An 11,545-nucleotide genomic window follows, 5' to 3' on the forward strand; every position below is an offset into this window, starting at 1 on the left:
TCGTGCAGCAGCACCAGCCGGCCGTCGGCCAGGTCCTGGTCGCCGTCGACGACCGCGGCCTCCAGCGCGTACGCGTAGGGGGCGAGCCGCTGGGGCGCCGGCGTCGGATCGATCTCGATCTGCGGCCGCAGCCGACTGTTCTTCAGAGCCTGGACCGCGGCCTGGAAAGCCGGCGGCGCCGCCCCGCCCCCATCCCCCTCCTTGGAGTCGTCCATTCCGTCAGTGCCGTCCGACAATCGTCCCTGAGCCGCAGCCATGCGGGAAGATTAAGGGGAACGGAGGCATCGTGCGGGACTAGACACCCGCTCTTGCGCTCAGCACACCGTGTAATCGCCTTCTGGCGTCGTGCGAGACTTGCCCCGTGAGTGCCAACCAGAGCCCTACGGGCCAGCAGCCGTCCGCCACTTACGACTCCGCCTTCATGAAGGCGGCCAGGCGTGAGCCCGTGCCGCACACACCCGTGTGGTTCATGCGGCAGGCCGGGCGCTCGCTGCCGGAGTACCACAAGGCGCGCGAGGGCATCGGGATGCTCGACTCCTGCACGCGGCCCGAGCTGGTCGCCGAGATCACCCTCCAGCCGGTGCGCAGGCACAAGGTGGACGCGGCGGTCTACTTCAGCGACATCGTCGTCCCGCTCAAGGCCATCGGCATCGACCTCGACATCAAGCCCGGCGTCGGCCCGGTCGTCGAGAACCCGATCCGCACCCGCGCCGACCTCGCCCAGCTCCGCGACCTCACCCCCGAGGACGTCTCCTACGTCACGGAGGCCATCGGCCTGCTGACCGCCGAGCTCGGCTCCACCCCCCTCATCGGCTTCGCCGGCGCCCCGTTCACCCTCGCGAGCTACCTCGTCGAGGGCGGCCCGTCCCGCACGTACGAGAACGCCAAGGCGATCATGTACGGCGACCCCGAGCTCTGGCACGACCTCCTCGACCGCCTCGCCGACATCACGGCCGCCTTCCTCAAGGTCCAGATCGAGGCGGGCGCCAGCGCCGTCCAGGTCTTCGACTCCTGGGCCGGCGCCCTCGCCCCGGACGACTACCGCCGCTCGGCGCTGCCCGCCTCCGCCAAGGTCTTCAGGGCCGTCGAGGGCTACGGCGTCCCGCGCATCCACTTCGGCGTCGGCACCGGCGAGCTGCTCGGTCTGATGGGCGAGGCCGGCGCGGACGTCGTGGGCGTCGACTGGCGGGTCCCGCTGGATGAGGCCGCCCGCCGTGTCGGCCCCGGCAAGGCGCTCCAGGGCAACCTCGACCCGACCGTCCTGTTCGCCCCGACGGAGGCCGTCGAGGCGAAGACCCGCGAGGTCCTCGACACGGCGAAGGGCCTGGAGGGCCACATCTTCAACCTCGGCCACGGCGTCATGCCGTCCACCGACCCGGACGCGCTGACCCGGCTCGTGGAGTACGTCCACACCGAGACGGCCGTCTAGAAGGCGTTCACCACGTGTGCCGGGGCCGTGCCCGTCTGCCGAACAGCAGGCCGCGCGGTTCCGGCGGCGGGGGCGTGCCCGCCTTGAGCGGCCAGGCCAGCAGCATGCCCGCCAGGAAGCCGACGACATGCGCCGCGTACGCCACGGTGCCGGCGCCGGAGACGCCCTCGCCGGCCGAGTAGAACGCCTGGAGCACGAACCAGAAGCCCAGCACCAGCCAGGCCGGCAGGCGCAGCGGCAGGAAGAACAGGAAAGGCACCAGGACCCACACCCTGGCCTTCGCGTACAGCACCAGATACGCGCCCAGGACACCGGCGATCGCTCCGGAGGCACCGATCAGCGGGTCGGCCGAGTCGGCGTTGAGCAGCGCGAAGCCGTAGCCCGCCGCGTAACCGCACACTACGTAGAAGAGCGTGTAGCGGATGTGGCCCATACGGTCCTCGACGTTGTTGCCGAAGATCATCAGGAACAGCATGTTGCCCAGCAGATGGATCCAACTGCCGTGCAGGAACATCGCGGTGAAGACGCTCAGGGGCGCCGACTTGTCGTAGCTCGGCGGGCCGGCCGCGCAGCTCGCGCCGCCGGGGCCCGCCTGGACCGCGCCGGTCGGGACGAGCTGGGGCATCTGATGGTGGATCAACTCCCGCGGCACCGCCGCGTAGTGGTCCAGGAACGCCTGCAGATGGCACAGCTGCGAGAGGTCGCTGCCGCCCGCCACGGAACCCGCCATTCCGGGTGTGGACAGGAAGACGAGCACGTTCGCGGCGATGAGCGCATACGTCACCCAAGGGGTGCGGCGCACCGGGTTCACGTCATGGACGGGGATGACCACAAGGGATTAGTGCCCCCGATCCGCGCGGCGAACCGGTGAACACCGCCGTCCGCCTGTGCGTATGACTCCTCAACCGCTCGCGGTGCGGGGAAGGCGTGTCGCGGGGACGACGTGAGGAACAGGCGATGAACGACCGGATTTCCCCTCAGATGACCGCCACGCCCGACGGCGAGGCCGAGATCTCCCTGGTGGTGCGCCTCCCCTGGGAGGACGTCGCCAGGCTCGGCCAGGAAGCGGGACGCCTGGCCGCGCAGATGCAGCGGCCGGTGACCCTGGACGAGGCGGTGAGCAACCGGCTGCGCTCCAACGCGCTGGGCGCCCACGCGAAGCCCGCGGCGGCGCAGCCCGCCGCGATGATGCCGCCGACCAGCGCGTCGGTCTCCTCGCTGCCCGCCAGGCCGCCGGCCGAGCAGGCACGGCAGGCCATCGACCGCATCAACGGCACGGCGTAGGAACGTTCGACAAGGGCCGACCAAGAAGGTTCACCAAGGGCCGGACGGGATCGTTCAACGAAGTCCGGCCTGGACCTTGGCGGCCGCCTTTCGGGCCGCCACCAGGACCGGGTCCCACACCGGGGAGAACGGCGGGGCGTACCCCAGGTCCAACGCCGTCATCTGTTCCACCGTCATACGGGCCGTGAGGGCGACCGCCGCGATGTCGACACGCTTGGCGGCGCCCTCCCGGCCGACGATCTGCACGCCCAGGAGACGGCCGGTACGGCGTTCGGCGAGCATCTTCACCGTCATCGGGGAGGCCGCGGGGTAGTAGCCCGCGCGGCTGGTCGACTCGATGGTGACCGCCTCGAACCGCAGCCCCGCGCGGTGGGCGTCCTTCTCCCGCAGCCCGGTACGGGCGATCTCCAGATCGCACACCTTGCTCACGGCCGTACCGACCACCCCCGGGAAGGTCGCGTAACCGCCGCCCACGTTCGTGCCGATGACCTGCCCGTGCTTGTTGGCATGCGTCCCCAGGGCGATGTGCCGCTCCTGCCCGGAGACCAGGTCGAGCACCTCGACGCAGTCGCCCCCGGCCCAGATGTTCTCGTGCCCGCGCACCCGCATCGCCATGTCGGTGAGCAGCCCGCCGTGCTGCCCTAGCGGCAACCCGGCCGCCTGCGCGAGGGTCGTCTCCGGCCGCACCCCGATCCCCAGCACCACCACATCCGCCGGAAACTCCGCGTCCTCCGTGACCACCGCCCGCACCCGCCCGTCGTCCCCGGTGCGCAGCTCGGTGACACGGGCGTCGTTGACCATGGTGATGCCCAGGCCCTCCATCGCCTTGTGCACCAGCCGCCCCATGTCCGGGTCGAGCGTCGACATCGGCTCCTTGCCCCGGTTGACGACGGTGACGTCATACCCGCGGTTGACGAACGCCTCCGCCATCTCCACCCCGATGTACCCGGCCCCGACCACCACGGCACGACGCCCACGCGTGCGTGCCAGCGAGTCGAGCAACGCCTGCCCGTCGTCGAGCGTCTGCACCCCGTGCACTCCGGGGGCATCGACACCGGGCATCTCGGGGCGGATCGGCCGGGCCCCCGTCCCGATCACGAGCTTGTCGTACGACGTCCAGGACTCGGCCCCGGAATCGACGTCCCGCGCGCGTACCCGCCCGCCCGCGACGTCCAGCTCCACCACCTCGGTACGCATCCGCAGGTCGATGTCACGCGCCCGGTGCTCCTCCGGGGTACGGGCGATCAGTTCCTCCGGAGCGGACACGTCACCGCCCACCCAGTAGGGGATCCCGCACGCCGAGTACGAGGTGAAGTGCCCCCGCTCGAAGGCCACGATCTCCAGCTCGTCCGGCCCCTTGAGGCGACGTGCCTGCGACGCCGCGGACATGCCCGCGGCGTCACCGCCGATGACGACCAGTCGTTCCCGGGTACCCCTCGCACGGCTCATGTCCATGCGAACACGCTACGGCGACCGATGATTTCAGTCCTGCCCGCCCTGTTCCTCCTCGCGCACCGGCGGGGCGGCCGGCAGCGGACCCACCGCGGTGGCCACGGGGACCGTAGCCGCCCGACGCGGCCGTACGAGCCGCAGCCACACGACGACCAGCAGCGCCGCCACCGCCGCGAACGGAAGCACCGCGCCCAGCGCCAGGGCGATCCAGCGCAGCATCGTCACGAAGACGTGCCAGCCGCCCGCCACCGCGTCCACGAAGCCCGGGGAGTCGTCCTTGGCGGCGGCCTTCGCTGCCGGGTTCTGCGACAGGGACAGCGTGATGGTGGCCAGGCTCGTGCGGTCCTTCAGGGAGGCCTGTTGGGCGAGCAGCGCCTCCAGGTCGGACTCCCGGGTGCTCAACTCGCCCTCCAACTGCACCACGTCGCTGAGCTTGGTGGCCCGGTCCATCAGCTCACGCACGCGTGCCACGCTGGCCCGCTGCGAGGTGATCCGGCTCTCCACGTCCACGACCTGGTCGGTGACGTCCTGCGCCTTCGCGCTGCGGTCCAGCAGCTTGCCCGCGCCCTCCAGGTCGGCGAGGACCTCGTCGTACTTGTCGGTGGGCACCCGCAGGACGACCCGGGTCCGCTCATGGCCCTGCCCGTCACGGGTGGTCGTCTCGTTGCCGACGAACCCGCCCGCGTTCTCGGTCGACGCGCGGGCCTCGTCCAGCGCCTTCGGCACGTCCTTGACCCGCACGGACAGCGAGGCCGTACGGATGATGCTGCTCGCGGTGAGCTTGGGCACGGCCTTGGTGTCCCTGGCGTTGCCGCTGCCCGCCGCGCCCTCCTGCCGGGCGGTGTCCGGAGCGGCGGCCTTGTCCTGGGCGCCTCCGCCGGCATCGCTGGCGGTGGACGAGTCCGCGCCGCCGCTGCACCCGCTCAGCGCGAGGGCCGAGGCGAGCAGGAGCCCGGCCAGGACCTGAACGGGCCGTGTGGAGTGTGATGTACGCATGGATCGGTACCCCCGAGGGTCGTCGTGACGACTGACGCTCCTTCGACGCCCGGACCGGGCGGGACGTTGGCCGGAAACGGTCCCGATGCGGTCACGGTCGGGACTCGCGTGGGACACCGGGCCGGGGTCGGACTGTCAGTGGGGTCTGAGAGGCTGGGGACATGCGCGAAGTGGAGACTCGGACGGGCACAGGGCATGTCGTCGTCATCGGCGCCGGGATCGGAGGGCTGGCCGCCGCACACCGGCTGCTGGACAGAGGCGTGCGCGTGACGGTCGTCGAGGCGTCGGACCGGGTCGGCGGCAAGCTGCTGCCCGGCGAGATCGCCGGCGCCCGCGTGGACCTCGGCGCCGAGTCGATGCTGGCCCGCCGCCCCGAGGCCGTCGCCCTGGCCCGCGAGGTGGGTCTCACCGACCGCCTCCGGGCGCCCGCCACCGCCACCGCGTCGATCTGGACCCGGGGTGCCCTGCGCCCCATGCCCAAGGGCCATGTCATGGGTGTCCCCGGCACCGCCTCCGCCCTGACCGGAGTCCTCTCGGACGAGGGCCTGCACCGCATCGAGCGCGACGCGGACCTGCCCCGCACGGAGGTCGGCGACGACGTGGCGGTCGGGGAGTACGTGGCGGCACGCCTGGGCCGCGAGGTCGTCGACCGCCTCGTCGAACCCCTCCTGGGCGGGGTCTACGCGGGCGACGCGTACCGCATCTCGATGCGCTCCGCCGTCCCGCAGCTCTTCCAGGCGGCGCGGACCCACGACTCCCTCACCGAGGCCGTCCGGGACATCCAGGAGCGCGCCGCCGCCGCACAGCAGACCGGCCCGGTCTTCATGGGCGTCCAGGGCGGAGTGGGCCAACTCCCGCTCGCCGTCGCGGAGTCGGTGCGCGCGCGGGGCGCCGAGATCCTCACCGGGACACCGGTGACGGAGCTGCGCCGCAGCGGAGCGGAGGGCTGGCGGATCGTCGCCGGCGACCGCGTCCTGGACGCCGACGGCGTGATCGTCGCCGTACCCGCCCCCGTGGCCGCCGAGCTGTTGCGCGACGAAGTGCCGGGCGCCGCCGCCGAGTTGGGCGCCGTCGAGTACGCGTCGATGGCCCTGATCACCCTCGCCTACCGCCGCGCGGACGTCGAACTCCCCGAAGGCAGCGGCTTCTTGGTGCCGCCGGTCGACGGCCGCACCATCAAGGCATCCACCTTCGCCTCCCAGAAGTGGGGCTGGATCGCCGACGAGAACCCGGATGTGCTGGTCCTGCGCACCTCGGTGGGCCGCTACGGCGAGACGGCGATCCTGGAGCGCGAGGACACCGACCTGGTCGACGTCTCGCGCCACGACCTGCGCGAGGCCACCGGACTGGAGGCCGCACCCCTGGAGACCCGCGTCACCCGCTGGACCGACGGTCTGCCCCAGTACCCGGTCGGCCACCACGCGCGCGTGGCCCGCATCCGCGAGCACGTGGGCAAGCTGCCCGGCCTCGCCGTGTGCGGCGCGGCCTACGACGGGGTCGGCATCCCGGCGACCATCGCGAGCGCCTACGCGGCCGTCGAGCGGCTGACCGGTGACCCGGGTGCCGAGCGCGTCCGGCGGAGCGGGAGAATAGCCCCATGAGCGACGACGCCCCCACCACCGAGTCCGGCCGTGTCCCGAACAAGGGCAAGCTGGCCAAGGACCTCAACGAGGCCATCCGCTACACGCTGTGGTCCGTCTTCAAGCTGAAGGACGTTCTGCCCGAGGACCGTGCCGGATACGCCGACGAGGTCCAGGAGCTGTTCGACCAGCTCGCCGCGAAGGACGTCACGGTCCGCGGCACGTACGACGTGTCGGGCCTGCGTGCCGACGCCGACCTCATGATCTGGTGGCACGCCGAGACCGCCGACCAGCTCCAGGAGGCGTACAACCTCTTCCGCCGCACGAAGCTCGGCCGCGCCCTGGAGCCGGTCTGGTCGAACATGGCGCTGCACCGCCCCGCCGAGTTCAACCGCTCGCACATCCCGGCCTTCCTGGCCGACGAGACCCCGCGCAACTACATCAGCGTGTACCCGTTCGTGCGCTCCTACGACTGGTACCTGCTCCCCGACGAGGACCGCCGCCGCATGCTCGCCGACCACGGCAAGATGGCCCGCGGCTACCCGGACGTCCGCGCCAACACGGTCGCGTCCTTCTCCCTCGGCGACTACGAATGGCTCCTGGCCTTCGAGGCCGACGAGCTGTACCGCATCGTCGACCTCATGCGCCACCTCCGAGCCTCCGAGGCCCGCATGCACGTCCGCGAGGAGGTCCCCTTCTACACCGGCCGCCGCAAGGACATCGGCGACCTGGTAGCGGGCCTGGCGTAGTTTTCCAGGCGCTCGGGGCTGTGTCGGTATGCGGCTTCGCCGCGTGTGCGCGACCAGCCCCCACCGGCCCGCAGCCTAACTACGGCCCGGTCGCGCGGCCTTCGGCTCGGCATGCGGCGCGCATGCGGCGTGCCGCTCGGGCAACCGCCCCTCCAACAAGTACGCGTCCAAGTACCCGTTCACGCACTTGTTGGACCCACCCGCGATTCCATGCGTCCCGGCATCCCGCTCGGTCACCAACACCGAGTCGGACAGCCGCCGTTGCAACTCGAGCGCCCCGTCGTACGGCGTGGCCGCATCCCGCTCGGCGGCCATGATGAGCACCGGCGGGAGTTCACCCGGGCCGGTGCGCACATCGAGGGGCTGCTGACGCGGCGCGGGCCAGTACGCGCACGGCAGATTCATCCACACGTTGTCCCATGTCTCGAACGGCGCCACGCGCGCGAGCCGCGTGTTGTCCCGGTCCCAGACACTCCACTCGGTGGGCCAGGGCGCGTCGTTGCACTCGACGGCCGTGTACACCGCGTTGCCGTTCTCCGCCTCGACGGCCGCCCCCGGCGTTGCCCCCGCCTGCTGCACCAGCTGCTTGGGCTTGCCCTTCAGGTAGGCCGACAGCGCCGCCGCGGTGTGCGGCCAGTAGTCGTCGTAGTACCCGGCCGACAGGAACGCGCCCTGCAACTGCGCGGGCCCCACCTTGCCGCCGGCGGGCTTCTCCGCGAGCCGCGCCGAGGCCTTCTCGTAGCTGCGCAGCACCTTCTCCGCCGTGTCGCCGAGCCCGTACACGTCGTCGTGCCGGGCGATCCACGCACGGAAGTCCGCCCAACGGCCCTCGAACGCGGCCGACTGGTCGAGGTTGTTGCGGTACCAGATCTGCTCGGGGTCCGGGTTCACCGCAGAGTCGAACACCATCCGCCGTACGTGCGAGGGGAACAGCGTCGCGTACAGCGCCCCGAAGTAGGTTCCGTAGGACGCGCCCATGAACGTCAGCTTGTCCTCGCCGAGGGCGGCGCGTAGGACGTCGAGGTCACGGGCGTTGTTGAGGGAGGTGTAGAAGCGGAGCTTGCTGCCGGAGCGCTTGGCGCAGCCGCGCGCGTAGGCCTTGGCCTGCGCGACGCGCTCCTTCTTGTACGACTCCGAGGGGTGGGTCGGCGACTGCGAGGGCCCCTTGAAGAAGTGCTTGGGGTCGACGCAGGACAGCGGAGCCGACTTGTCGACCCCGCGCGGGGCGTAGCCGACGAGGTCGTAGGCCGAGGCGAGGCGCTTCCACTCGGGGAGCATGCCGATCAGCGGGAAGTAGAGGCCGGAGGCGCCGGGGCCGCCCGGGTTGTAGACCAGGGAGCCCTGGCGGGGGACTCTGCGCTTGCTGTTGTGCGGGTCCTTGTGGGTGGCGCGGGCGCGGCCGACGGTCAGTTTGATCTGTTTGCCGTCGGGGTGCGCGTAGTCGAGCGGGACGGAGACCGTGCCGCACTCCATGGTGCCGGGCATGTCCTCCGCGTCGGGGCACTTCCCGAAGTCGATGCCCTTCGCCCGGGCGTGCGCGGCGGCCACCGCGGTGCCGGCCGACTCGACGGCGCCCGGGGCACCGGTGGCCGGGGCGGCGGCGAGGGTGGTCAGGAGCAAGGACCCGGCGGCCGAGTACAGGGCGGCGGCTCGCATGGTGGCGGTATCCCTTCGGAGCACGGCAGCAACAGAAGGGATGTTTCGTTCGCTTGTTGACGAAGGCAAGCACCATCGGGCGGTGTCGGCCCCAATGACCCCTGTGCGCCCCCTGGGAGCGCCTTCACGCTGAGGTCGGCGAAGTCAGCGACGCCACTCGGCGAACTGCCCGCGGTACTGCTCGCGATGCGCGAAGGCCGCCCGCAGATCGGGCTCGCCGACCGCGCGGATGCCGCGTACGGCGACGGACGTCAGATACATCCGGTCGTCCCCGCCGCCCGCGTGCCGGGCCAGCGTGCCGAGCAGCCGCTGACCGGCCGGGGAGGCCCAGCGCGAATATGGGTGCACCTCCACCCGCGCGATGGCCAGACAGCTCAGCGTGAGGGCCAGCGGCAGCGCGAACCAGAGCGCGACCAGGCCGCGCGGCATCTCGGCGCCCGGCGTCAGCAGCGCGGTCGCGCCCAGCACCAGCACGACGAGCGCGGCGGCCCGCACCTGCCGCACCCCGGCCGCGACGGTCGTACTGCTGCCGTCCGGTACGGCGAGACCCGCGTCGACGAGCCGGTCCGCGACGTCGCGGACCGCGTCCGTGGCCGCCGCGGTGGCCCGCACCGGGCCGATCCTGGACTGCCCCTCGGGTCCGATCGCGCCGATCACCGACCGCTCGATGGCGTCCCGGCCGCGCGGGTCGACGACGGTCGCCCAGCCGGTGTGCGCGAGCAGCAGCCGGTGCTGCCGCGCCATGGAGACGAGCGTCAGATCGGCGACCCGCGCGGGACCGCCGGACAGGAACGCCGCCTCGTAGAGCGTCAGATCGTGTCCCGCGCCCGTGTCGTCCGCGTCGACGGCCGCCGCTCTGACGGCGGCCAGGCACAGCCGCGTGCCCGCGGTGCCGGCGACGGCCCAGGCCAGGAGCAGGAGAAGGACCCAGAACATGCCAAGTTTCTATGCCAAAGGCCCAGTGTGACGCCATGCCTTGTTCACAATCCGGACGGAGCGTTGTCGGTATGTGACGTTCCGATTGTCCGGAACCGAACCACGTCCTCGACGGACGGACGGCGGTTCTACGGCTGTGTCGACGCCGGTGGGCTGGAGGCGGCCGGCGGGAGGGCGTAGGTCGGGGAGACGGACGGGGCCAGCGGGACGACCTGACCGGGGTCGGCCACGGTGGAACTGCTGGGCACGGGTGTGCTCGACGCCGCCATGTCCCGGGCCAGCGCGGAGAAGTCGACGTACCCGGTGGCCTCCAGGACCTTGATGTGGTCCAGGACGGTCGTGTTCGCGTCGTCGGCGAGGGCGCGGACCAGGGAGTTCTGGGTGGTGGCGCGGACCTGTGCGACCACCGTGAACACCTTGCCGTGCGCGAGGCGCAGGATGTTGGCGAACTCGCGGTCGAAGTTCACGCCCTGCGCCGCGTTGAGGGTGGCCAGCCACTGCTGTTGCTGCGCGTTGGGCTGGTTCGGCAGCGGCAGCCCGAGCTTGGCGGCGACGTCGCGCACGCGCTCGTCCAGGAAGGTGTGCCCGTCGATGAGATGCTGCCCCGCCGTCCGTACGGCCGCGGTCGTGCCCTTCTCCTCGGCCTGCTGGCCGGCCGGCAGCTCCCACAGCCCGGCCAGCCGGACCCGGGTGACGAAGTCCCGGTCCAGGGCGGACAACGGCCCGTACTGGGTGGTCACCGTCTGGGCGCTGAGCACGTTGGCACCGCTCGTCCCGGACCGGTCGGCGTAGGACCAGACCGGGAACACCAGCGCGGCGAGCGTCGCGGTCAGGCCCATGACGATGACGCCGGTGCCACTGAAGATGCCTCGGCCCTTCACGGCGGGTCGCGGTCGCATGAGGTGCCTCCTGTCACGGCACCGCACAAGAGTGTGCTTCTCGTGCGCCTCTCGTGCGGAACCGCAATATTACTGTGGAGTCACTGTCACCTCCCAGGCCCCCTGGTCAGCGCGGCCGCACCCCCGTGGCCGCCCCCTCAACGGCGTTGCAGCACCCGCCGGGTGGCCCGGACGAGCCGGACCGCGGGCCGCTCCGACCGCGGGGCCGGCCCCGAGCGCTCCAGCCACCACTCCCGCAACTCCCGCCGCGCGGCACGGTCCTCGGGCCCGCCCGAGAGCAGCAACTGCCCGACGAAGTCCAACGCGTCACGCCGGTACCCGCCGCTCATCGGGTGCGTGTGCGCATACGCGAGAAAGGCCGACCGGTACGACTCCCCAAGAATCACCGGCAGCTCAGGAGCCACCTTCGCCACCACATCGGCCCGCTTCACCCCGAGCGCCCGCCCCTGCACCCCGACCCGCACCCGATCAAACCCATCGGGCACGGGAGTCCCGGCGACGAGCGCGGAAAGCAGAGCGGTCTGCGCGAGGGCGAGACGCTGACGGGCGGGGGCGGAGGTCGGG

The 11,545-nt window shown here is 71.8% G+C and carries 11 protein-coding genes and 1 pseudogene; 4 read left to right on the forward strand and 8 right to left on the reverse strand.

Annotated features, from left to right (window positions below; all coding sequences use genetic code 11):
• On the reverse strand, nt 1-257 hold a 257-nt coding region (locus JHN63_RS39215), incomplete at its 3' end, for a DUF3000 family protein (protein WP_200689880.1).
• Between the two features lie 104 nt (nt 258-361).
• On the opposite strand from JHN63_RS39215, the gene hemE reads away from it, so the two are divergent.
• Nucleotides 362-1,429, forward strand: coding sequence for a uroporphyrinogen decarboxylase (gene hemE, locus JHN63_RS39220; protein ID WP_200689881.1), 1,068 nt, complete (start codon nt 362-364; stop codon nt 1,427-1,429).
• A 7-nt stretch (nt 1,430-1,436) separates the two neighbouring features.
• Here the strand turns inward: hemE and JHN63_RS39225 are convergent, their stop codons facing one another.
• Nucleotides 1,437-2,261, reverse strand: coding sequence for a rhomboid family intramembrane serine protease (locus JHN63_RS39225; protein WP_200689882.1), 825 nt, complete (start codon nt 2,259-2,261; stop codon nt 1,437-1,439).
• Nucleotides 2,262-2,386: 125 nt separating this feature from the next.
• Between JHN63_RS39225 and JHN63_RS39230 the strand changes: the two genes are divergently transcribed.
• Nucleotides 2,387-2,713: a hypothetical protein gene (locus JHN63_RS39230; protein WP_200689883.1), complete on the forward strand. Its 327-nt coding sequence runs from the start codon at nt 2,387-2,389 to the stop codon at nt 2,711-2,713.
• Between the two features lie 54 nt (nt 2,714-2,767).
• Here JHN63_RS39230 and JHN63_RS39235 read toward each other — a convergent pair whose 3' ends face one another.
• Complete coding sequence (locus JHN63_RS39235; protein ID WP_200689884.1) at nt 2,768-4,168, reverse strand: FAD-dependent oxidoreductase; 1,401 nt, start codon at nt 4,166-4,168, stop codon at nt 2,768-2,770.
• Nucleotides 4,169-4,195: 27 nt separating this feature from the next.
• On the reverse strand, nt 4,196-5,161 hold the full coding sequence (locus tag JHN63_RS39240; protein WP_200689885.1) for a DUF4349 domain-containing protein: 966 nt from the start codon (nt 5,159-5,161) through the stop codon (nt 4,196-4,198).
• Between the two features lie 161 nt (nt 5,162-5,322).
• On the opposite strand from JHN63_RS39240, the gene hemG reads away from it, so the two are divergent.
• Both hemG and hemQ read left to right on the forward strand, forming a co-directional pair.
• Nucleotides 5,323-6,762 carry a protoporphyrinogen oxidase gene (gene hemG / locus JHN63_RS39245; RefSeq protein ID WP_200689886.1) on the forward strand — a complete coding sequence of 480 codons (1,440 nt, stop codon included), beginning with the start codon at nt 5,323-5,325 and terminating at the stop codon, nt 6,760-6,762.
• Nucleotides 6,759-7,490 carry a hydrogen peroxide-dependent heme synthase gene (gene hemQ, locus JHN63_RS39250; protein WP_200689887.1) on the forward strand — a complete coding sequence of 244 codons (732 nt, stop codon included), beginning with the start codon at nt 6,759-6,761 and terminating at the stop codon, nt 7,488-7,490. The genes hemG and hemQ overlap by 4 nt, the downstream gene beginning before the upstream one ends.
• 75 nt (nt 7,491-7,565) lie before the next feature.
• Here hemQ and JHN63_RS39255 read toward each other — a convergent pair whose 3' ends face one another.
• From JHN63_RS39255 to JHN63_RS39270, 4 genes and pseudogenes are all read right to left on the reverse strand, one after another.
• Entirely contained in the window at nt 7,566-9,146 is a 1,581-nt protein-coding gene (locus JHN63_RS39255) for an alpha/beta hydrolase (RefSeq protein ID WP_200689888.1), read from the reverse strand.
• 144 nt (nt 9,147-9,290) lie between these two features.
• Nucleotides 9,291-10,082 (reverse strand): TIGR04222 domain-containing membrane protein, encoded by a 792-nt coding sequence (locus tag JHN63_RS39260; RefSeq protein ID WP_200689889.1) that lies wholly within the window; start codon nt 10,080-10,082, stop codon nt 9,291-9,293.
• Nucleotides 10,083-10,210: 128 nt separating this feature from the next.
• Complete coding sequence (locus JHN63_RS39265) at nt 10,211-10,981, reverse strand: DUF4142 domain-containing protein (RefSeq protein ID WP_200689890.1); 771 nt, start codon at nt 10,979-10,981, stop codon at nt 10,211-10,213.
• 137 nt (nt 10,982-11,118) lie between these two features.
• A pseudogene (locus JHN63_RS39270) lies at nt 11,119-11,545 on the reverse strand (endonuclease); the annotation flags it as partial.

The organism is Streptomyces sp. MBT65, from assembly GCF_016612545.1.
Lineage (GTDB): Bacteria > Actinomycetota > Actinomycetes > Streptomycetales > Streptomycetaceae > Streptomyces.

Bases quoted from the DNA above. Each gene is read 5' to 3' on its own strand.
- JHN63_RS39230 (WP_200689883.1), top strand. From the start codon at position 2,387: ATGAACGACCGGATTTCCCCTCAGATGACCGCCACGCCCGACGGCGAG.
- JHN63_RS39235 (WP_200689884.1), bottom strand. From the start codon at position 4,168: ATGGACATGAGCCGTGCGAGGGGTACCCGGGAACGACTGGTCGTCATC.
- JHN63_RS39240 (WP_200689885.1), bottom strand. From the start codon at position 5,161: ATGCGTACATCACACTCCACACGGCCCGTTCAGGTCCTGGCCGGGCTC.
- hemG (WP_200689886.1), top strand. From the start codon at position 5,323: ATGCGCGAAGTGGAGACTCGGACGGGCACAGGGCATGTCGTCGTCATC.
- hemQ (WP_200689887.1), top strand. From the start codon at position 6,759: ATGAGCGACGACGCCCCCACCACCGAGTCCGGCCGTGTCCCGAACAAG.
- JHN63_RS39255 (WP_200689888.1), bottom strand. From the start codon at position 9,146: ATGCGAGCCGCCGCCCTGTACTCGGCCGCCGGGTCCTTGCTCCTGACC.
- JHN63_RS39260 (WP_200689889.1), bottom strand. From the start codon at position 10,082: ATGTTCTGGGTCCTTCTCCTGCTCCTGGCCTGGGCCGTCGCCGGCACC.
- JHN63_RS39265 (WP_200689890.1), bottom strand. From the start codon at position 10,981: ATGCGACCGCGACCCGCCGTGAAGGGCCGAGGCATCTTCAGTGGCACC.